The 20,553-nt window shown below is 64.1% G+C and carries 23 protein-coding genes and 1 pseudogene; 10 read left to right on the forward strand and 14 right to left on the reverse strand.

The window, feature by feature from the left end:
* Window positions 1-47: 47 nt before the first annotated feature.
* On the forward strand, window positions 48-632 hold the full coding sequence (locus G6N36_RS17555; protein WP_163690736.1) for a TetR/AcrR family transcriptional regulator: 585 nt from the start codon (window positions 48-50) through the stop codon (window positions 630-632).
* A gap of 3 nt (window positions 633-635) precedes the next feature.
* On the opposite strand, the gene G6N36_RS17560 is transcribed toward G6N36_RS17555, so the two are convergent.
* On the reverse strand, window positions 636-1,055 hold the full coding sequence (locus G6N36_RS17560; protein WP_163688092.1) for a hypothetical protein: 420 nt from the start codon (window positions 1,053-1,055) through the stop codon (window positions 636-638).
* A gap of 87 nt (window positions 1,056-1,142) precedes the next feature.
* Window positions 1,143-1,574, reverse strand: coding sequence for a hypothetical protein (locus G6N36_RS17565; RefSeq protein ID WP_235690303.1), 432 nt, complete (start codon window positions 1,572-1,574; stop codon window positions 1,143-1,145).
* A gap of 192 nt (window positions 1,575-1,766) precedes the next feature.
* On the opposite strand from G6N36_RS17565, the gene G6N36_RS17570 reads away from it, so the two are divergent.
* The 4 genes from G6N36_RS17570 to phoU all read left to right on the forward strand — a co-directional run bounded on the left by G6N36_RS17570 (window position 1,767) and on the right by phoU (window position 7,029).
* Window positions 1,767-2,780, forward strand: coding sequence for an acyl-ACP desaturase (locus G6N36_RS17570; protein WP_163688096.1), 1,014 nt, complete (start codon window positions 1,767-1,769; stop codon window positions 2,778-2,780).
* A gap of 17 nt (window positions 2,781-2,797) precedes the next feature.
* Window positions 2,798-3,931, forward strand: coding sequence for a tRNA dihydrouridine synthase DusB (gene dusB / locus G6N36_RS17575; RefSeq protein ID WP_163690737.1), 1,134 nt, complete (start codon window positions 2,798-2,800; stop codon window positions 3,929-3,931).
* A gap of 206 nt (window positions 3,932-4,137) precedes the next feature.
* The gene (locus G6N36_RS17580; RefSeq protein WP_163688097.1) at window positions 4,138-6,261 is read left to right on the forward strand and encodes an LCP family protein; all 2,124 of its coding nucleotides are present in this window, start codon (window positions 4,138-4,140) and stop codon (window positions 6,259-6,261) included.
* 102 nt (window positions 6,262-6,363) lie between these two features.
* Entirely contained in the window at window positions 6,364-7,029 is a 666-nt protein-coding gene (phoU, locus tag G6N36_RS17585) for a phosphate signaling complex protein PhoU (RefSeq protein WP_163688100.1), read from the forward strand.
* Window positions 7,030-7,096: 67 nt separating this feature from the next.
* Here phoU and pstB read toward each other — a convergent pair whose 3' ends face one another.
* The 4 genes from pstB to pstS are packed head-to-tail and all read right to left on the reverse strand — an operon-like array spanning window position 7,097 to window position 10,969.
* Window positions 7,097-7,873 carry a phosphate ABC transporter ATP-binding protein PstB gene (pstB, locus tag G6N36_RS17590; protein ID WP_163688103.1) on the reverse strand — a complete coding sequence of 259 codons (777 nt, stop codon included), beginning with the start codon at window positions 7,871-7,873 and terminating at the stop codon, window positions 7,097-7,099.
* A 7-nt stretch (window positions 7,874-7,880) separates the two neighbouring features.
* On the reverse strand, window positions 7,881-8,783 hold the full coding sequence (gene pstA, locus G6N36_RS17595) for a phosphate ABC transporter permease PstA (RefSeq protein WP_163688105.1): 903 nt from the start codon (window positions 8,781-8,783) through the stop codon (window positions 7,881-7,883).
* Window positions 8,780-9,826: a phosphate ABC transporter permease subunit PstC gene (gene pstC, locus G6N36_RS17600; RefSeq protein WP_163688107.1), complete on the reverse strand. Its 1,047-nt coding sequence runs from the start codon at window positions 9,824-9,826 to the stop codon at window positions 8,780-8,782. The genes pstA and pstC overlap by 4 nt, the downstream gene beginning before the upstream one ends.
* 12 nt (window positions 9,827-9,838) lie before the next feature.
* Window positions 9,839-10,969 carry a phosphate ABC transporter substrate-binding protein PstS gene (gene pstS / locus G6N36_RS17605; protein WP_163688110.1) on the reverse strand — a complete coding sequence of 377 codons (1,131 nt, stop codon included), beginning with the start codon at window positions 10,967-10,969 and terminating at the stop codon, window positions 9,839-9,841.
* A 224-nt stretch (window positions 10,970-11,193) separates the two neighbouring features.
* Between pstS and G6N36_RS17610 the strand changes: the two genes are divergently transcribed.
* Window positions 11,194-11,871: a metalloregulator ArsR/SmtB family transcription factor gene (locus G6N36_RS17610; RefSeq protein WP_163688112.1), complete on the forward strand. Its 678-nt coding sequence runs from the start codon at window positions 11,194-11,196 to the stop codon at window positions 11,869-11,871.
* Between the two features lie 13 nt (window positions 11,872-11,884).
* Window positions 11,885-12,553: an arsenate reductase ArsC gene (locus tag G6N36_RS17615; protein ID WP_163688114.1), complete on the forward strand. Its 669-nt coding sequence runs from the start codon at window positions 11,885-11,887 to the stop codon at window positions 12,551-12,553.
* 80 nt (window positions 12,554-12,633) lie between these two features.
* On the opposite strand, the gene G6N36_RS17620 is transcribed toward G6N36_RS17615, so the two are convergent.
* The 5 genes and pseudogenes from G6N36_RS17620 to G6N36_RS17640 form a co-directional block, all read right to left on the reverse strand.
* Window positions 12,634-13,419, reverse strand: a complete 786-nt coding sequence (locus G6N36_RS17620) for a bestrophin-like domain (RefSeq protein ID WP_163688116.1) — start codon at window positions 13,417-13,419, stop codon at window positions 12,634-12,636.
* 241 nt (window positions 13,420-13,660) lie between these two features.
* Window positions 13,661-13,836: pseudogene (locus tag G6N36_RS17625) on the reverse strand (arsenate-mycothiol transferase ArsC); the annotation flags it as partial.
* Window positions 13,837-13,852: 16 nt separating this feature from the next.
* Window positions 13,853-14,971 carry an ACR3 family arsenite efflux transporter gene (gene arsB, locus G6N36_RS17630; RefSeq protein WP_163688118.1) on the reverse strand — a complete coding sequence of 373 codons (1,119 nt, stop codon included), beginning with the start codon at window positions 14,969-14,971 and terminating at the stop codon, window positions 13,853-13,855.
* The gene (locus tag G6N36_RS17635) at window positions 14,968-15,336 is read right to left on the reverse strand and encodes an ArsR/SmtB family transcription factor (RefSeq protein ID WP_163688120.1); all 369 of its coding nucleotides are present in this window, start codon (window positions 15,334-15,336) and stop codon (window positions 14,968-14,970) included. Before G6N36_RS17635 ends, arsB begins: the two co-directional genes overlap by 4 nt.
* A 67-nt stretch (window positions 15,337-15,403) precedes the next feature.
* The gene (locus G6N36_RS17640) at window positions 15,404-15,880 is read right to left on the reverse strand and encodes an ArsI/CadI family heavy metal resistance metalloenzyme (RefSeq protein WP_163688122.1); all 477 of its coding nucleotides are present in this window, start codon (window positions 15,878-15,880) and stop codon (window positions 15,404-15,406) included.
* A 95-nt stretch (window positions 15,881-15,975) separates the two neighbouring features.
* On the opposite strand from G6N36_RS17640, the gene G6N36_RS17645 reads away from it, so the two are divergent.
* Both G6N36_RS17645 and G6N36_RS17650 read left to right on the forward strand, forming a co-directional pair.
* The gene (locus tag G6N36_RS17645; RefSeq protein WP_163688124.1) at window positions 15,976-16,335 is read left to right on the forward strand and encodes an Rv2640c family ArsR-like transcriptional regulator; all 360 of its coding nucleotides are present in this window, start codon (window positions 15,976-15,978) and stop codon (window positions 16,333-16,335) included.
* 17 nt (window positions 16,336-16,352) lie between these two features.
* Complete coding sequence (locus G6N36_RS17650) at window positions 16,353-16,976, forward strand: sigma-70 family RNA polymerase sigma factor (RefSeq protein WP_163688126.1); 624 nt, start codon at window positions 16,353-16,355, stop codon at window positions 16,974-16,976.
* Window positions 16,977-16,979: 3 nt separating this feature from the next.
* Here the strand turns inward: G6N36_RS17650 and G6N36_RS17655 are convergent, their stop codons facing one another.
* Window positions 16,980-17,441, reverse strand: a complete 462-nt coding sequence (locus G6N36_RS17655; RefSeq protein ID WP_163688128.1) for an ArsI/CadI family heavy metal resistance metalloenzyme — start codon at window positions 17,439-17,441, stop codon at window positions 16,980-16,982.
* A 140-nt stretch (window positions 17,442-17,581) separates the two neighbouring features.
* Between G6N36_RS17655 and G6N36_RS17660 the strand changes: the two genes are divergently transcribed.
* Entirely contained in the window at window positions 17,582-18,880 is a 1,299-nt protein-coding gene (locus G6N36_RS17660; RefSeq protein WP_163688130.1) for an NAD(P)-binding domain-containing protein, read from the forward strand.
* Here G6N36_RS17660 and mshD read toward each other — a convergent pair.
* Both mshD and G6N36_RS17670 read right to left on the reverse strand, forming a co-directional pair.
* Window positions 18,877-19,782, reverse strand: a complete 906-nt coding sequence (gene mshD, locus G6N36_RS17665) for a mycothiol synthase (protein ID WP_163688131.1) — start codon at window positions 19,780-19,782, stop codon at window positions 18,877-18,879. The genes G6N36_RS17660 and mshD overlap by 4 nt on opposite strands.
* Window positions 19,779-20,552, reverse strand: a complete 774-nt coding sequence (locus G6N36_RS17670) for a winged helix-turn-helix transcriptional regulator (RefSeq protein WP_163688133.1) — start codon at window positions 20,550-20,552, stop codon at window positions 19,779-19,781. Before G6N36_RS17670 ends, mshD begins: the two co-directional genes overlap by 4 nt.
* Between the last annotated feature and the right edge of the window lies 1 nt (window position 20,553).

Consider the following 20,553-nt stretch of genomic DNA (forward strand, 5'->3'; position numbering starts at 1 on the left):
GACCTATTCTGACTACACGCGTTGTCAGAATGAAGTCTAGGAGGGATGTGGCGTCGGGTCAACGACGGGGCCGGTGGTCCGGTGTACCCCTGGAGGACCGGCAGGCATTGCGCCGCGACGAACTGATCGCCGCGGGCGTCGCCCGACTCGGAGGCGCGCAGGGGCCGGCCCTGACGGTGCGCGGGGTGTGCCAGTCGGCCGGGCTGACCGAACGCTACTTCTACGAGAGCTTCACTGACCGAGACGAGTTCGTCCGCGCGGTCTACGACGACGTCTGCGCGCGGGCCATGTCCACGCTGACGACGGCGAAAACCCCGCGCGACGCCGTCGAGCAATTCGTCGCGCTCATGGTCGACGATCCAGCGCGCGGCCGGGTTCTGCTGCTGGCGCCCGAGAAGGAACCGGTACTGACCCGCTCGGGCGCCGAATGGATGCCGAGCTTCATCGAACTCGTACAGCGCAAGCTGACCCGCATCGGGGACCCTGTGCAGGCAGCCATGGTCGCCACTGGCCTGATCGGTGCGTTGACGGCGTTGTTCACCGCCTACTTGAACGGCAGCCTCGCAGCTTCACGCGAGCAATTCATCGACTACTGCGTGGAGATGCTGCTGAGCCGCGTATCGAGCTACTGATCCCTAGTTATCGGGGATCTCAGGCCCGGCGAGCTCCTGCTCTTCGGCTTCGGCGGCCTCTTGCTCTTCCTTCGAAGCCCGACCGAGCGGATTCTGCGCCGACGAGCCGGGGTTGGTAGCAGTGGCATGCCCACCATTGCAGTTCAGCGCGACATTGACCTGAGAATCGTCGGAAGAATCGATACGCAGGAATGACGCGTCCCATGCGTTGGTGACGATGCAGTCACCCTGGTCGAGCTTGTCGCCGACCCGCGACGCGACGACCACGGAACCGCCGCTGTCCGAGATCGCCTGTTCGGCATCCGAGTACGTGTCGCCCACGACATCAGGGGCGGCCGATGCGATGCCTGCCCCGAACAACAGAGACGTGGCTGCCGCGACGGCAAACGCCGAGCCCGCCCCTAGAACGATGAGCTTCTTCACGTGCGCCCGACCTCCACAGTCAATGAACCTCAAAACGGTTGATGACCGTAGCTTATGGCCTCCCGGTCGAGGCCGCCACCGGGGGAGCTAGCCGGCGGAGGCAGCCGCTTGGGCCTGCCTCTGCTGCGCTGCTCGCTTCGCGGCTTCCTGCTCGGCCTTAAGCTTTGCCTCGCGACCGACCGGACTCGCCAAGGAGTTGCCAGAGGAGCCTGGACCTGCCAGAACGCCGTTGCAGTTCAGGGCGAGCAGCACCTCGTTGTTAGCCCGCATACCGCCGCGGACGATGCGTTGATAACCCGCGTCCCAGGCGTTCATCACAAGGCATTTTCCGTCTTCCAGGCCCGCACCTGTCCGCGTCGCGATGACAGCGGTGCCGCCCGCCTGCTGGATCATCCGCTTGGCGTCGTTATAGGTGCGGTCGACCACCTCCGGGGCGGCGTTCGCAATGCCCGCCCCCAGACACATACCGGTGCCGGCGACCACCGCCGCGGCCATCGCACCGGCAACGATATTGAGCATGTTCACCTGAGCCCGTCCTCCGAGTCGTCTTCGCCTGACATGCGGGCTTCAGTTACTTGCCCGGCGAAATATTAGCCAGCGCACGTGGGTCCCGTGTGGCTTATGTGACACGATGCGTAGTGACTTGAATGTCACCGCGGGGCACAGATATATTGAGTGCAACCAACAGGTACAGATAACTCGGGAGGGGCCATGTCGAAAGACCTGACCGACCTACAGCTGCTCACCGAACTCGAGCCAGTGGTCGAGAAGAACGTCAACCGGCACCTGACCATGCGCAAGGACTGGAATCCGCACGACTACATCCCGTGGTCGGACGGCAAGAACTATTACGCCCTCGGCGGTAAGGACTGGGACCCCGAAGAGTCGAAGCTGTCCGAGGTCGCCCAGGTCGCGATGCTGACCAACCTGTTGACCGAGGACAACCTGCCGTCCTATCACCGCGAGATCGCGATGAACTTCAGCATGGACGGACCGTGGGGCTTCTGGGTGAACCGCTGGACCGCCGAGGAGAACCGGCACGGCATCGCGCTGCGCGATTATCTGGTCGTCACCCGCGCGATCGACCCCGTCGAGCTCGAGCAGCTACGCATGGAACAGGTCACCCGCGGCTTCTCCCCCGGCCAGAACCAGCAGCTGGAGGGTGACGCCAACCTGTTCGCCGAATCCTTGTTCGACTCCGTCATCTACGTGACGTTCCAGGAGCTGGCCACCCGCGTGTCACACCGCAACACCGGCAAGGCCTGCAACGAGACCGTCGCCGACCAACTGCTGCAACGGGTTTCGGCTGACGAGAACCTGCACATGATCTTCTACCGTGACGTTTCGGCTGCCGGGTTCGATATTGCCCCCAACCAGGCGATGCACTCGCTCCACAAGGTGCTGACCAACTTCAAGATGCCCGGATACACGATCCCGGACTTCCGGCGTAAGGCTGTCACCATCGCCTCGGGCGGTGTCTACGACCCCCGCATCCACCTCGATGATGTCGTGATGCCGGTGCTCAAGAAGTGGCGCATCTTCGAACGCGACGACTTCACCGGTGAGGCCGCCCGGCTGCGCGACGAGCTGGCCGCCCACGTCGAGGAGCTCGAAGACACCTGCGTGAAGTTCGAAATCGCCAAGCAGCGCAGGCTCGAACGCATCGCCAAGGTAGCCGAGAAGAAGGCCGCCAAGAACCTCCTGGTGACGTCATCAGCGTCCTGACCGACGCCCGCCCAGCCCTGCAGATCGGTTCTATCGCGCTGCGAAGCCCCGTCGTGCTGGCACCGATGGCGGGCGTCACCAACGTCGCCTTCCGCACGCTGTGCCGCGAACTGGAAACGGCCAGGGCCGGCACCGTCAGCGGGCTCTACGTGTGCGAGATGGTGACGGCCCGGGCACTCGTCGAGCGCCACCCGTCGACCATGCACATGGTCACCTTCGCCGACGACGAAACCCCGCGATCGCTTCAGCTGTACTCCGTTGATCCGCACAACACCTATCTGGCGGCGAAGATGATCGTCGACGAGGGCCTGGCCGATCACATCGACATGAACTTCGGCTGCCCGGTTCCCAAGGTCACCCGACGCGGTGGCGGGGCGGCGCTGCCGTACAAGCGCAGGCTGTTCGGGCAGATCGTGGCCGCGGCGGTGCGCGCCACCGAGGGCACTGACATTCCGGTGACGGTGAAATTCCGGATCGGAATCGATGACTCTCATCACACCCACCTCGACGCCGGCCGGATCGCCGCCGAGGAGGGCGCCGCCGCCGTCGCGCTTCATGCGCGCACTGCGGCACAGCGATACTCCGGCGAGGCGGACTGGGAGCAGATCGCCGCGCTGAAACAGCACGTCACGACGGTTCCCGTGCTCGGCAACGGCGACATCTTCGAAGCCGCCGATGCGCTGGCGATGATGGATGCGACCGGTTGCGACGGCGTTGTCATCGGTCGGGGGTGCCTAGGTCGACCCTGGTTGTTCGCCGAGTTGTCGGCCGCATTCGCCGGCACACCCGCCGCCGCCCCGCCGACACTGGGCGAGGTCGCGGCGATCATCCTGCGCCACGGCGAACTGCTCGCCGCGCATTTCGGCGAGGACAGGGGAATGCGCGACATCCGCAAGCACGTCGCCTGGTATCTCCACGGCTTCCCCGCCGGTGCGGACCTGCGGCGCGCGTTGGCGCTGGTCAAGTCGCTGGAGGAACTGCGGAGCCTGCTCGGCAACCTCGACCAGACCATCGAGTTTCCCGCCGCGGCAATGGGGCCGCGGGGCCGGCAGGGCTCCCCTGCCGCGGTGTCACTGCCCGAGGGCTGGCTAACAAACCCCGACGACTGCACCGTCCCGGTGGGCGCCGAGGTCATGCATTCAGGAGGTTAGTACGTCTCATAGTCGTCTCCCACCTGAGACGACTCTGACATCACATCTCTCAGGATGTCTCAGTACGATATGAGTCTCGTTCGAAGTCGGCTCCAACGTCGGGGCCACTGAAGTGTTGCTGGGTGCTGTGACCTGTAGGGAAGCACCGGGTACATCGGAGCCCAACGTCGCACGCGGCGGTTGATGAGTCGGAGGCCGGTAGAAGGATGAGTGACGGCGACAACGCCACTCCTGGCCGTCATGGCCGGGGTGCCTCGTCGTCGCCTGACGACCAGTCCGAGACCTATCAATGGCATACCCGAAGATCTCACCCGTCACCAGGCGCCGCGCCGTGGGAGCGCGCGCACGTGTCCGACAATGACGATGCGCCCACCGAGGAGCCATCGGCGTCCTCCGTCGGTAACCACACCGACGGAGTGACGGTCGCCGACCTCATCGCCAAGCTCAACGGCGACGAGGCCGTCCCAGCTGAGCTGAAGCGAGACCGGCCCGACCTCAGCACGCCGCCGCCCGCCGAACCGCCGCCGTCTCCGCTGACCGAGGTCATCGATGCCGTGCCGGCGTACGGTCGGCACGAGCGGCCCTTCGGACCCGACATCGAACCTCACGAAGCCGCTGCAGACGTTCCTGAGGCCGAGGACTACTACGACACCGAGATCATCCCGGCCGTCGCGATGGACCTGCCGGACCTGACATCCACCCATCGGCACGGCCGCGTTCCGCCGTCTCATGTCGGTGCCGGCCGTCGCCGAACCGATGAGCATCAGCCGTCACGGGGCCGGCACAGGTCGATGATCGTCGGACGCGTGGTCACCGCCCTGATCGCCGTGCTCGCTCTTGCCCTCACCGGTGGGGCGTGGCAGTGGCAGTCGGCGAAGAACAACATGCTCAACCGGATCTCCGCGCTCGATCCCGATTCCCGCGACATCCTCGATCCGAACGCACAGTTCGGTGACGAGAACTTCTTGATCGTCGGCGTGGACAGCCGCATGGGCGAGAACGTCGACATGGGTGCGGGCACGACCGACGAGGCCGCCGGCGCGAGGTCGGACACGGTGATGCTGGTGAACATCCCCGCAAACCGTGAACGTGTTGTGGCGGTGTCATTTCCGCGAGACCTCGCCATCGAGCCCATGCAGTGCGAGCCGTGGGACCCCAAAACCGGGGAATACGGCCCGATCACCGACCCCGAGTCACCCATGTACGGGGCCGACAGGGTCTACACCGAGTACAAGCTGAATTCCGCGTACGCCGTCGGTGGACCGAAGTGCCTGGTGAAGGTCATTCAGAAGTTGTCGGGCCTGTACGTAAACCGTTTCATGGCAGTCGATTTCGCGGGTTTCTCGAAGATGGTCGACGCACTCGGCGGTGTCGAGGTGTGCAGCACCACCCCGCTCGAGGACTACGAGCTGGGCACCGTGCTGGCCAATGCCGGCCGCCAGACGGTGGACGGCCACACCGCACTTCAGTACGTGCGGGCACGCCAGGTCACGACGGAAACCAACGGCGACTACGGCCGCATCAAGCGTCAGCAGCTTTTCCTGTCCTCGCTGCTGCGCTCGATGATCTCCAAGGAAGTGTTCTTCTCCCTCAACAAGCTCAACAACGTCGTCAACATGTTCATCAACGACAGCTATGTCGACAACATGAACACCAAAGACCTGGTCACCCTGGGCCAGTCGGTTCAGGGCATCGCCGCGGGCCGGATCACGTTCCTGACCGTGCCGACGACGGGGTTCATGGACGAGTACGGCAACGAGCACCTTCGCGAAGAAGACAACCGGGCCATCTTCGACGCGATCATCAACGACGATCCGCTGCCAGAGGAAAAGAACGCCGACAACACCCCGGTGCCCGGCACTCCCGAAAGCCAGACCGAGGCACCCAGTCAGGACGCCGCGGCACCGACCGAGCTCGTCGACACGATCACGACCGACCCGAACGACATCACCGTGCAGGTGTCGAATTCGACGGGCGAAGACGGGCTGGGTGCGACCGCTGCCGGCGAACTCCAAACGCATGGCTTCAACGTCATCACGCCCGACGATTACCCCGGTCCGCTGGACACCACAACGGTGTTCTTCTCCCCGGGCAACGAGCAGGCGGCGGCAACCGTTGCCGCGTCGTTCCCCAACTCGACCATCGAACGCGCGACCAACCTCGGCGACGTCGTTCAGGTGGTACTCGGCAACGACTTCTACTCGGTGACCTCGCCGCCATCGAGCGGATCTCCGGTGCAGGTCCAGATCGTGCGCGGCACCGACAGCACACCGACCGACCTGCCCGAGGATCTGACCGTCACGAACGCTGCCGACACGACCTGCGAATAGTCCTGTCCGCGTGGCATCGTCGGCTTTTCGGCATGCGCCATTCACCTGGCGTTCACCCTGCACGCCGTGACGTTCCGGCTGCTCAGACCGTAGGGTGGATACATGCGAACCGCGTACCACGACCAGTTGGATCAGCTATCTGGACAGCTCGGCGACATGTGCGGGCTGGCCGGCGCGGCGATGGAGCGCGCAACCCAAGCCCTGTTGCAGGCCGATCTCGTTCTGGCCGAGCAGGTGATCAGCGACCATGAGCATATCATCGCGATGAGCGCGCGCGCCGAGGAGGCCGCGTTCGTGCTGCTGGCGCTGCAGGCGCCGGTGGCAGGCGATCTGCGCTCGATTGTCACGGCGATCCAGATCGTCGCCGACGTCGATCGGATGGGCGCCCTGGCGCTACACGTGGCAAAGATCGCCCGCCGTCGCCATCCCCAGCATGCGCTGCCCGAAGAGGTCAACGGCTACTTCGCTGAAATGGGCCGGGTGGCAGTCGAATTGGGTAACAGCGCCCAGGAGGTGCTCGTTACGCGCGATCCGGAGAAGGCGGCACGGATCAGCGAAGAAGACGATGCGATGGACGATCTCCATCGCCACCTCTTCACCGTGCTGATGGACCGCGAGTGGAAGTATGGCGTCACCGCCGCGGTCGACGTGACGCTGCTGTCCCGGTTCTACGAGCGCTTCGCCGATCACGCGGTCGAGATCGCCCGCCGGGTCATCTTCCAGGCCACCGGCAACCTCCCAGAAGAAGACCAGCTGGCATCACGCTGAAGGTCGTTCACTTCAAAGCCAAGAGCCCCCGAGTGATCGGGGGCTCTTGGCTTTTCGGACTCAGCGCTTAGCCGAAGCGGCCTGAGATGTAGTCCTCGGTCGCCTTCTGCGTCGGATTCGAGAAGATCTTCTCGGTTACGTCGATCTCGACGAGCCGACCCGGCTTACCGGTGGCCTCCAGATTGAAGAAAGCCGTCTGGTCACTGACGCGGGCGGCCTGTTGCATGTTGTGGGTCACGATGACGATTGTGTAGTCCTGCTTGAGTTCTGAGATCAGATCCTCGATTGCCAACGTCGAAATCGGATCCAGCGCCGAGCATGGCTCGTCCATCAGCAGCACGTCCGGCTGCACTGCGATTGCGCGCGCGATGCACAGTCGCTGCTGCTGCCCACCGGACAGGCCGCCGCCGGGCTTGTCCAGCCGGTCCTTGACCTCGTTCCAGAGGTTGGCGCCCTTGAGTGAGCGCTCGGCGACCTCCTCGAGCGTCTTCTTGTTGCGCACACCCTGCAGCTTCAGACCGGCAACCACGTTGTCGCGAATCGACATGGTGGGGAACGGGTTCGGCCGCTGGAACACCATACCGATGGTCTTGCGGACGCTCACCGGATCGATGCCCGCAGCGTAGATGTCCTCACCGTCCAGCAGCACCGAGCCTTCGACCCGGGCGCCGGGCAGGACCTCGTGCATGCGGTTGAGAGTGCGCAGCACCGTCGATTTTCCGCAGCCCGAGGGGCCGATGAAGGCGGTGACACTACGCGGTGTGACGGACAATCCCACGTCGGCGACGGCGTGGAACGAACCGTAGTAGATGTTGAGGTCTTTGAGATCCAGCCGCTTGGCCATGAGGCTCCTAAACTCTGTTCCGCGTCAGGTATCGGTTGACGAATGCAGCGCCGAGGTACAGCGCCGCGATGATCAAGATGAGGGTCAGCGCGGCACCCCAGACTCGCAGCGCGCCCGCCGCTTCCGGGTTGACCAGTTCGGTGTAGATCAGCAGTGGCAGCGACGCCATGTTGCCCTCGAGTGGGTCCATGTTGATGGACCGGCTGTAACCCACTAGCACCAGCACCGGAGCCGTCTCCCCCATCACCCTGGCAAGGGCCAACAGGATGCCGCTGATCATCCCGGGCAACGCGGTGGGTACGACGATGCGTGCAATCGTCTTCCATTTGGGAATGCCCAACGCGTACGACGCTTCTCGCAGCTCGTCCGGTACGAGTTTCAGCATCTCCTCGGTGTTGCGCACGACGACGGGAAGCATCAGCAAGACCAATGCCAACGACACCGCGAAGGCGCTCTGCTCGAATCCCAGGGTCGCGATCCACAGCGCGAAGATGAAGAGCGCGGCCACGATCGACGGCACGCCGGCAAGAATGTCGACCATGAACGTGGTCACCTTGGCGAACTTGCCCCGTCCGTATTCGACCAGGTACACCGCGGCCATGACACCTAACGGCACCGACAGCACGGCGGCGATCGCGGCCTGAATCACCGTGCCATAGATCGCGTGATAAACACCGCCGGCCATCTCCTCCGGCAGCACGCCGGCGAGCGAGTGGCTCCACCACGTCGAAGAGGTGATCGCCGCGATGCCCTTGGCAAGTACCGTGTAGATCAACCAGATCAACGGGACCATCGCGACCACGAAAGACGCGGTGAAAAGTGTTGTCGCGAGGCGATTCTTGAACTTGCGACCCGTGCTCACCGGGTGGAAGGTGGGGGCCTTCACCGGCTGGTCCAGTGTTGCCGTCATCCTCCGCTAACCCTTCCGCCGGCCGCGGCCCGGGCCAGTGCGTTGACGACGAAGGTCAGCGCGAAGAGCACGAAGCCGGCGGCGATGTAAGCGCCTGTGGGCAGTGGCGCACTGAACTCCGCTGCTGCCGAGGCGATCTTGGACGCGAACGTGTAGCCACCGTCGAACAGCGACCAGTGGCCCGCCTGAGCAGCCGTCCGCAAGATGATCAGGATCGCGATCGTCTCACCGAGCGCCCGGCCCAAGCCCAGCATCGACGCCGCGATCATGCCGCTGCGGCCGTAGGGAAAGACCGTCATCCGGATGACTTCCCATTTGGTCGCACCGAGAGCCTGCGCGGCCTCGACGTGACCACGTGGGGTGAGTGCGAACACTTCCCGGGTGACCGAGGTGATGATCGGGAGAATCATCACGGCCAGAACGATTCCCGCCGTGAAGATGGTGCCGCCTCCCGCGAGCGAGACGTTGCCTTCGGAGAAGAGGAAGAACCAGCCGAGGTTCTCGTTGAGGAAAGTCGCCACCGGGGTGAGCCACGGGGCCAGCACGAAGATGCCCCACAGACCGAAAACGATCGACGGCACCGCCGCCAACAGATCCACCAGCATTCCGAACGGCCGTGCCAACCGCTTCGGTGCGTAGTTCGTCAAGAACGCCGCAATGCCGATCGCGACGGGCACGGCGATGATCAGGGCGAAGACCGAGCTGAGCACCGTCACCATGAACAGGTCGCGAACGCCGAAGCGGAGGTTGGCCGAGTCGCTGGTGAGGAACTCCGTGCTGGTCAGGAAGTTCGCCTGGTTGGCCTGCAGCGACGGGATCGCCTTGACGATCAGGAAGAGGGCCATCAGAGCGATCGCGCCGATGATGGTTGCGCCGGCCGCGATCGCGATGGACTTGAAGACGGTGTCGCCCCAACGTCCCTCGCCCTGCTTCAAAGCCGATCCCTTCCGATCCTTGGTTGGCTTCTCTGAAGTATGCCCAACCTGCTGTGGGCTCGTCGTGGTTGACGAGCCCACAGCGGTCGAATCTGGTGTCACAGCCATGCGTCGTTGCTACTACGTCTTCGCGTTGATCGCGTCGACGGCCTCGGTCAGGCGAGTCTTGAACGCCTCGGGGATCGGGATGTAGCCGTTATCCTCGAGACCGGTCTGGCCGTTACCGAGTGCTGAGTGCAGGAACGCCTTCACCGCGGTGGCGACCTCGGCGTCGGGGTACTGCGAGCACACGATCTCGTACGCGGCAAGCATGATCGGGTACGAACCGGGCTCGGTCGGCATGTAGAACGACGCGGTGTCGAGCACCAGGTCGTTACCTTCGCCCTTGAACTTGACGCCGTCGATGGCCTTACCCGCCGATTCAGTGTTCAGCTCGACCGGCTCCGGCCCTGCCGAGGTGATGATCCTGGCGATCGACAGGTTCTGCGCCTTGGCGAAGGACCACTCGTTGTAGGTGATGGAACCCGGGGTGCTCGCGATCGCTGCGGACGTGCCCTCGTTACCCTTCGCACCTTCGCCGACCCCGCCGGCGAACGACTTGCCGGCACCCTTGCCCCACGATCCGTCCGAGGCCGCGTCCAGGTACTTCTGGAAGTTGTCCGTCGTGCCCGACTCGTCGCTGCGGAAGATCACGTTGATCGGCTCGGCCGGCAGGCTGGCGCCCTCGTTCAGTGCCGCGATCTCGGGGGCATCCCACGTCTTGACCGTGCCGTTGAAGATCTTGCCCAAGGTCGGTCCATCGAGCACCAAGCCGTCGACGCCTGCGACGTTGTATGTGACGGCAATGGGCCCGAACACGGCGGGAAGGTTCCACGCGTCGCTGCCGCCGCACCGCTCCTTGGCCTTGTCGACCTCGCCCTTCTCGGCGCTTAGCGGCGAATCGGAACCGCCGAAGTCGGTCTGTCCGCCGATGAACTCCGAGACACCGGCACCCGAGCCGCTCGAGGTGTAGTTGAGAGTGAAGCCGGGGCAGTCCTTCTCGTAAGCGTTGATGAAGCGCGTCATCGCATTCGCCTGTGCCGACGAGCCACTGGCCTTGAGCGCTTCCTTGCCGCCGCAGTCACCGGCCGGAGTCGACCCACTGTCTGATCCCGATCCCGAAGAGGCGTTGTTGTCGCTACCGCACGCCGCCAGTAGCAAGGTGCCAGCGGCCAGCAGGCTCAGCGCGGCACCAGTTCGATTGGCCTTCACGAAGCTCCTTTGTGAAACAGGTAGACGCTGGCAGGGGCCGTTGCCCCCGCCATGACACATGTCGCGTCGAGCAGACCGGTTGCTGCTCGGCTGAAAACCTAAGCGCACGCCGTTAATCACTTGCCTACGGATAGTGAACGGAAGATGAACCGGTAAGGGGCTCGAGGCGACATTTCCACTGGACGGATTGACATCGCCGACTTGCCTCAGTAGATATTGAGTCAATGTCTGTTGATACGACTTTGGATTTGGCGCGACGTACCGCGGTTTTCGCCGCGCTATCCGATCCCGCCCGGCTGACGATCGTCGACCACCTGCTCAATGCGGATGTGTCCCCCTCAGAACTGCGCGCCGTGCTGTCGATGTCTTCCAACCTGCTCGCGCATCACCTCGCTGTGCTGAAGAACACCGGGCTGGTACGGCAGGGCCGGTCAGAAGCCGACGGGCGGCGGACATACCTCAAGCTCAACCATGCGGCGCTCGACGGTCTGCTCCCATCAGCCCAACATCGGGCTCGTCGCGTCGTGTTCGTCTGCACCCACAACTCGGCCCGCAGCCAGCTAGCCGCCGCGATCTGGAACCGGCGCAGCGAACTACCCGCTACCTCAGCCGGCACCAAACCCGCGCCCCAGGTGCATCGGGGCGCGGTGGCCGCCGCAAAACGCCTCAACTTGTCGATGCGCGCAGTCAAACCGCGTTATCTAGGGGATGTCCTCGCCGCCGACGACCTGGTGATCGCGGTGTGCGACAACGCGCATGAGGAGCTGCCCGCTGAACTACCTCGCATCCACTGGTCGATCAGCGATCCGACCCGCACCGCCATCGCGTCCGCGTTCGATGATGCGGTACGTGAACTCACCGTCCGAATCGACCGTTTCGTCCCCGATGTCCAGCCCGCCTAGTTCAGGAGAAGCCATGACCGACAACATCGTTGAGCACCATCTCCGTAGCGATCTGTCCATCGACCAGCGTTTGGCGATGAAGACGGCGGCCAGCCAACTCCAGAAGGAGTTCGACGGTGTGTTCGGGGTGGAAACCATCGAAAGGTTCCTGCACTCGTCCTATGACCAATTCGCCGGCCGGGCGACGGTACCCCGTTTCCTCCCCTTGCTGGCCGAACGCTTTGCGCGACAACGACTCCGCGCACTCGCAAAAGTCGAGGGCAAATCGAACGACGGAAAGCCGACCGTCCTGTTCCTGTGCACCCACAACGCCGGCCGGTCGCAGATGGCGATGGGATTCTTCACCCATCTGGCCGGCGATCGGGCGGTCGCGTGGTCCGGGGGCTCCGAGCCAGGCGAGTTGGTCAACTCGGCAGCGGTTGAAGCCATGGCCGAGCGCGACATCGACATTTCGGGTGAATACCCCAAGCCGTGGACGGATGAAATCGTGCGGGCCGCAGACGTCATCATCACGATGGGCTGTGGCGACGCCTGCCCGATATTTCCGGGCCGTCGGTATGAGGAATGGATCCTCGATGATCCACACGGACAAGACGTCGCCGCAATACGTCCCATCCGCGACGAGATCGAGCGTCGGGTCCGAGCGCTGCTGACCGAACTCGAGGTGCCGGCTCGTGGGTAACCCTCTGCGCCCCCTGCGGAAGCTCATCGGATGGTTTCGCGCCGGCTAGCCTGCCGACGCATCCCCGCGGTAATACGACCTCACGACAACTGCCGGATGACCTGTTGCAGTGGTTCCGAGGTCGTCCCAATTTCACCGATGAATGGGTGTGAGAGTTCCGCGACGAGGAACAGGTTTACGGCCACCAGAATGCCCAGAATCGCAACCATCGTGTAGTGGGTCGCGGGTTTCTTGACATCGTAAATGATTGCGCAGGCCAGAAGGAGGCCGCTGGTCAACCAGATGACCGCCCACAGCGACCAGGGCGGCCCATCATCCGTTTGCGCTTGCGCCAAGCGCTGCGTACGTGCCTGCCCGACGCTGTCGAGATTGCCGAAAGAGGTTGAGAGTATTGTCTTTTGCGCGTCGGTGCGTGCTTGAACTTCTTCATAGGCCGCATAAAGTCGCGTAAAGGCCTCGTCGGCGTCGGGGTATGAGCCGCCTTGGGCGATTTCGCGCCACTCGACTAACGCTGCCTGCTGGTACTCGAGCAGAGCCTTCCGAATCCGATCTTCATCAGGCTGGTCGAACACTGTGACAGTTCTGACAAGCTGCACCCCCGCTGCACCCTCGGTACGCGCTCTTCCGTCCGCGTCGCCGATCTGTCCCCACATGGCGGATACGACGAAGCCAAGGAAGAACGCGAACACGAATCCCACCACCCCGAACGCAAACTTGATGACATCGTTGTGCTCTTCACCCTTGAGGTTGGGGAAACGACGGCGCACAAATACTTGAACGAGAATCGCTCCACCGGCGACGAAGACAATGATTCCCAGCAACAGCACCCACGAGGGAAGGTTGGCCACCAACCATTGACTAATCATTCGGCTCTCCTGCGACCGCCAGGGTGGGGCGGGCGCGTTTGCCCGCTCGCGCTAGAACTCTCTAGCTGGCGAACTTCTTGACTGTAGGAGTCGTTGCGATATTGGGGTGCGCGAACGGGAATGACACGCCGAAGCGAGGGGCTCTGCTGGCGACACATGGCGCCCCCGGTTGCTGCGACGTGTACCAGGGCTGGTTACGTCGTGGCAGTCATTTGGGAGCAAGTGCTTTCACGCGTACCGCGATATCGACTCCCAGCTCGACGAGAGACTCCGCGGACAGAGCGTTGATCTCCGCACCGGGTTGGTACCCGCTGAGTACACGTCCACCGCGTCGCCCGCCGCTTGTCGCATGAGACCGGCCGCCATCTGCGACTTCCCGGCGTTCTTGACGCATACGAAAAGCACCGAGGGCTTCATCCGTTTCGACACCGCGCTAGCTCGGTCTGCCCGTGGGTGCCGCCGGCACAGCGGCGCCATCTCCGGCATCGAAACGGCGTCGCAGCGCAAGAGACACGTATACCAGCGCCACCAGTACAGGAACCTCGATCAGCGGTCCAACGACTCCGGCCAGCGCCTGACCGGAAGTGGCCCCATACGTTGCGATGGCAACGGCGATGGCCAGTTCGAAGTTGTTACCTGCCGCGGTGAACGCGAGCGTGGTGGTGCGTTCATACCCGAGGTGCAGGAGCGCACCCAGCAGATAACCGCCACCCCACATGATGGCGAAGTACGCCAACAGCGGCAGGGCGATCCGGGCTACGTCCAGTGGCCGGCTGGTGATCTGATCTCCTTGCAGCGCAAAGAGAATCACGATGGTGAACAGGAGTCCATAAAGAGCCCACGGCCCTACGGTCGGCAGGAACTTGGATTCGTACCATTCGCGCCCCTTGGCCTTCTCCCCGAATCGCCGAGACAGGTACCCGGCCAGTAACGGGATGCCCAAGAAGATCAGGACGGATTTGGCGATCTGCCAGGGGGATGTCGAGATGGTGGTCTGCTGCAACCCCAGCCATCCCGGCAACACCGACAGATAGAACCAGCCCAAAACCGCGAACATCACGACCTGGAACATCGAGTTGAGGGCAACCAGCACGGCCGCTGCCTCGCGATCTCCACAGGCGAGGTCGTTCCAGATGATCACCATGGCGATGCAACGAGCCAGGCCGACGATGATCAGCCCGGTGCGGTATTCGGGCGAGTCCGGCAACAACAGCCACGCCAGCGCGAACATCAGCGCCGGACCGAGAACCCAGTTCAGAAACAGCGAACTGATCAGCAGCTTGCGGTCACCGGTGACAGTGTCCAGGCGGTCGTAGCGGACCTTGGCGAGCACCGGATACATCATGATCAACAGTCCAAGCGCAATCGGCAGCGAGATGCCGTCGATCTGCACCTTGTCCAAAGCCGTGTTGAGTCCCGGAATCCAGCGGCCGAGCAACAGGCCGGCGGCCATTGCGATGCCGATCCAGACGGGGAGGAACCGGTCCAACGTCGACAACTTCGCCACGACGGGTGGCGCCGCTGCCTGACGCTGCTGAACTTTGTCGGTCATGCCCGAGCGACCGCCGCGTCGGCACTGACACTTAACAACGACGACAACGAGCCGAGCACCTCGGGCACGACCGTGTAGTACACCCAGGAAGCGCGCCGCTCCGAGGTCAGCAACCCCGCATCGCGCAGCACCTTGAGGTGGTGCGAGATCGTCGGCTGCGACACCTCGAGGCCGGGTGAGATGTCGCACACGCACGCCTCTCCGCCGGAATGGCTTGCCACCGAGCTCAGCAAGCGCAGCCGTACCGGGTCGGACAACGCCTTGAACTTCAACGCCATTTCCGTCGCTTGAGCCGTTGTCAGGGGTTCCCGTACCAACGGCTCAAGCGCACAGCAGGCTTCCGACGACGCGAACTGATTCGACATGCATCGATATTGACCCATATCGAATCTGCGGGCAAACCGACAGCAGATGAATTCTCGGCGGCAACCGTCAGCAGCAGCCGGTGTCGGCCTTGACCCGCTCTCCCTCGGCATGCTCTTCGGCGGTCCCACACGAACATTCGCCCGCCGCGCCGAGATCCTTCGGAGCGCTCCCGAAAGTGTCGGAATCGGCGAGCACGGTGTAGACCTCCCATCGCTCACCGCCAGGGCCGGACACCCAGACCTTGTCCTGCGTCGCGAAGCAACAGGTGGTGCCGATCTCTTCGTCGGTGAACAGCCCCTCACCGGACAGGCGGGCGATCTCTTCATGCACCCGGTCACTGGTCTCGACCTCGACGCCCAGGTGGTTGAGGGTGCCGCCGTGCCCCGGGTTCTCGATGAGAACGAGCTTGAGGGGAGGCTCGGTGATCGCGAAATTGGCGTAGCCGGGCTTGCGCTTGGCCGGTTGGGCGTTGAACAGCTTCGAGTAGAACGTCACAGCTTCTTCGAGGTCGTCGACGTTGAGAGCGAGTTGAGCGCGGGACATGGTGCCTCCTGTAGTACGACATATATCAAACTAATGGACACCGCCAGCATGCCCACCTCTTTGATATATGTCAAGACTACTGGCAAGATGGACTCATGCCCAAGGCCTTGCCCGTGATCGACATGTCCGCCCCCGTGTGTTGCGCGCCTGTCGCGGCAGGTCCTGTTGACGACACCGCGGCTCTCGAAGTCGCCCTACGGCTCAAGGCGCTCGCCGACCCCGCGCGCGTGAAACTGATGTCATTGCTTCTGAGCTCGCCGATCGGCGAACTGAACAGCGGGGATCTGGCAGTTGCAGTGGCGCTGACCGAATCGACGGTGAGCCATCACCTGACACAACTACGCAAAGCGGGACTGGTCGATTCCGATCGTCGGGGCATGAACGTCTATCACCGTGCGCGGCGCGACGCGCTGGTCGCGCTGTGCGGTGTCCTCGACCCGACGTGCTGCGGCTAGCCGGAAGGACGGCGGTCATGAACGCCGACATGATGAAGACGGAATCTGCGGCCGTGCGGCAGCCGACCGAACAAATGTGGCGCGAGATGTTGCCGCAGCTGCGAAGGTTCGTGCGTCGCCGGATAGCGGACCCCGACCGAGCCGACGACCTCGTCGCCGACATCCTGCTGCGTATCCACCAGAACGTGGCCTCACTCGACGATCGGGAGCTGCTGCCGAATTGGGTGTTCCGCATTGCGCGGAACGCGGTGATCGACGAGTACCGTCGAGCCGGCCGCAGCCGCGAACAGCTGACGTCGGCCCCGCCCGAGCGGGTGATCGAGCCGTTCACGGATCCGGACGAGCCCAGCGCGGTGCGTGAGCTCTCCGCGTGCCTGCGGCCATTGCTCGAGGGGCTGTCGGCGGACCAGCGTGAGGCTCTGGAGATGGTGGATCTGGCGGGGATCACCCAAGCCGATGCCGCGCAACAGGCGGGGGTTTCACTGTCCGGAATGAAGTCCCGCGTGCAGCGCGGCCGCCGGCGGCTCGCCGAGCTGCTGGGACAGTGCTGTGCACTCATTCTCGACGGCCGGGGCGTGCCAATGGATTACGAGCCGGGACCGGGCTGCGGTTGCGCGAAGGACGGACCGCAGCCCGGCTGACAGCTATGCGCAGCAAGTGCTTTCAGCGTTGTCCTCGGCTGCGCAGTTCTTTGCGCACACGGAGTTCGACTCACCATCCGGGTTGGCCGGGTTGTCGTCGCTGATGCTGTAGAACTCCCACCAACCGAGCGGCACGTCCGGCGCGGCGACGAACACCTTGTCCTGTGTGGCGTGACAGCAGATGTCCTGCTCCGCGACCGTGGTGTCCAGGCCAGCCGCCGTAAAACGTTCCATTGCCGCGGCGACGTCATCGGCCGTCGCCGTTTCGACGCCGAGGTGGTTCAGATGCTCGGTAGCGCCCGGCTTTTCGATGAGGACCAACTTCAACGGCGGGTTCTCGATAGCGAAGTTGGCGTACCCATCGCGGATCTTGTGCGCGGGCACGCCGAACATCTTCTCGTAAAACGCGGTTGCAGCGGAGACATCGTCGACATTGAGTGCGAGTTGGATTCGATTGATGGACATGGCGATCCTTTCAGGGTCAGTGGTTGACACCTGCAATGACGTATCGAGGTCCGCCGGGACGCACCGGAGTACCGTTGTGCGTCCTTTTGGGTGAGTGGGCGTCAGTACTCGTGAACATCCACCACACCAGGAGAAATATCATGTCGACACAACTCCCAGTAGCTGTCCTCGGAGCGGGCCCGGTTGGGCTGGCAGCAGCCGCTCATCTGACCGAGCGAGGACTCCCCTTCGTCATCTTCGAAGCGGGTGACTCCGTCGGCGCGAGCATCCGTCGCTGGGGTCACGTCCGCCTGTTCTCGCCGTGGCGAACCGACCTGGATCGCGCGGCGCAACGACTTCTCAAGGCACACGGCTGGAATTCCCCGGATCCGGCCGACTTCCCGACCGGGGCAGACATCGTCGATGATTACCTGACGCCGTTGGCACAGCTAGACGCGATCGCGCCGAATGTCCGACTGCGCCATCGAGTCGTCGGCGTCACCCGCCAAGGTGTCGACAAGCTGCGGGACGACGAGCGCGACGAACGGCCGTTCATCGTGACCACCAGCGGGCCCGCAGGTATGACGCGGACACCGGTGCGTGCCGTCATCGACGCGACCGGCACCTGGTTGTCCCCGAATCCGGTTGGCGCCGAGGGTATACCGGCGATCGGCGAGGCAGAGTCAGCCCAGTGGATCAGCTATGGCATTCCGGATGTCCTCGGTGCCGACCGGAACCGTTATGCGGAGCGGCGAATTGCCGTCGTAGGAAGCGGCCATTCGGCCAAACATGCGATCCGGGAATTGTCGCGTCTGGCCGAGCAGGCGGCCGACACCACGATCACTTGGATCGTGCGCAGAGGCGAGGATCAGCGGGTCTACGGGAACGAGGTCGACGCCCGGCTCCCCGAAAGAGGCAAGCTGGGTGCCGACGCGCACCAGTTGGTTTCCTCAGGACGGGTCCAGCTCGAAACGGGATTCCGTACCGAACGAATCCATTCCGACGAGTTGGGCATCATGCTGATGACCCCGGACGGGCGTGCCGTCGGGCCGTTCGACGAGATCATCGCGGCGACCGGATTACGACCTGATTTCAGCTTCCTGCGCGAGGTGCGCCTGGACCTCGATCCCTGGGTCGAGAGCACGCGAGCATTGGCGCCGTTGATCGATCCCAACGTCCACTCGTGCGGTTCGGTGCCCCCGCACGGCGCTGCGGAACTGGCGCATCCCGAGCACGGGTTCTATGCCATCGGCGCCAAGAGCTATGGCCGCGCGCCCAACCTGCTGTTGGCGACCGGGTACGAGCAGGCCCGTTCAGTCGTGGCCGAACTTGCCGGCGACCACGAAGCCGCCGCCCGTGTCGAACTGGTCCTTCCCCAGGCAGGATCGGGTTGCGGCCTCAAGACCCAGACCGAGGCGAAGGGAGCCGACCACGAGCTGACGGCGAGCGGGTGCGGCTAGGACGACCCGCGCATCGCATAAGCGGCATCGACCGACGACACCTCGAAACCGAGTCGCTGGTAGGTCTTTACGGCCGCGGCGTTATCCCCCTCGACGTACAGGATCACCGCGCCTTTCGAGCTGTCTGACAACCGGTCGGCGAGATGATGCAGCCCGATCAGCGTCAGCGCGGCACCGAGTCCGCGACCCTGCGCCGCCGGGTCGACGCCCACGACGTAAACCTCGCCGAGGTCGGCATTGTGAACTTTGGTCCAATGGAAGCCCAGCAGCTTTCCACTCGTCTCGTCGAACGCCAGGAAGAGCCCGTTCGGATCGAACCACGTTTCGCCGCGGCGCTCGTCGATATCGGCATCGGTCCAGCCTCCCTGTTCGGGATGCCAGGCGAACGCGGAGTTGTTGACGCGCAACAGTTCCGCGTTGTCGGCGGGTCCTGAATAAGTGGCGATACGCACGCCGTCGGGAATGGTCGTCGCAGGCAGATCGAGGAGTGGCCGGCGCATCTGCAGCAACTCCCGGACGACGGACAAGCCGAGCGACGCCGCGGTGGCGCGCGCGGCCTCGAGGTTGCCGTGCGCCCAGATCCGGGCGCCGTCACCGCCCTCGGTCAACCCCTTCCGCGCCATTGCCGAACCGACGCCGCGACGCCGGGCCGACGGGTGCACGACGAGTTCGGCCATCGCCGATGCCTGTTCGTTGGCAGGCGTCAGATTGAGGTATCCGACCACGTCGGCGCCGTCAACGGCCAACAGGTGCCGGGTGCGGTCGTGGCTCAGTTCACGCAATACCTGATCGCCGACCGGCGCAACGCCGTCGGCCCTGCTGGCCGCTTCGATGAGCTCGCCGATGCGGCGTCGATCGTCCGCGGACAGACCGGTGCGCCAGCCGATGACCCGACCGGTCACTGACTGCGCAGCGGGTCGGCAAGCGCCTCGGGCACCGCGTCGTAATCGTCGAGGTCACCGCTTTCGTCGGGCGGATCGGCAGCAGGCGTCGGGGTCCGCCCCCGCGCGGGCCGAACGGCCTTGTATCCGACGTTGCGCACGGTGCCGATCAGCGACTCGTATTCAGTACCGAGCTTGGCCCGCAGACGCCGCACGTGCACGTCGACCGTGCGGGTGCCGCCGAAGAAGTCGTAGCCCCAGACCTCCTGGAGTAACTGCGCACGGGTGAACACCCGGCCCGCATGCTGTGCCAGATACTTCAGGAGTTCGAATTCCTTGTAGGTGAGGTCCAACGGCCGGCCGCGCAGTCGCGCGGTGTAGGTGCCTTCGTCGATGACGAGCTCGCCCAAACTGATCTTGCCGACGTTCTCCTGATTGGCCGTGCCGCCGCGACGCCCGACCAGCAGTCGCAACCGCGCATCGATCTCGGCGGGTCCGGTGCTCGGAAGGAGAATCTCGTCGAGACCCCATTCGACGTTGACTGCCACCAGGCCGCCCTCGTTGACGACCGCCACCACAGGCACCGACGTACCGGTCGTGCCCAACAGGCGGCACAGGCCACGCGCGGCGGCCAGATCTGTACGCGCGTCGACGATCGCCACATCCGCGTTGCCGGCTTCCAACAATGAGGAAACCTCAGTGGGCGCGGTTCGTACGTTGTGCGCAAGTAGGGCCAACGAAGGCAGCACGGACTCAGGATTGGGATCAACGGTCAGTAGCAGTAGATCCAAC

The sequence above is a fragment of the Mycolicibacterium gadium genome (assembly GCF_010728925.1).
Taxonomy (GTDB): domain Bacteria; phylum Actinomycetota; class Actinomycetes; order Mycobacteriales; family Mycobacteriaceae; genus Mycobacterium; species Mycobacterium gadium.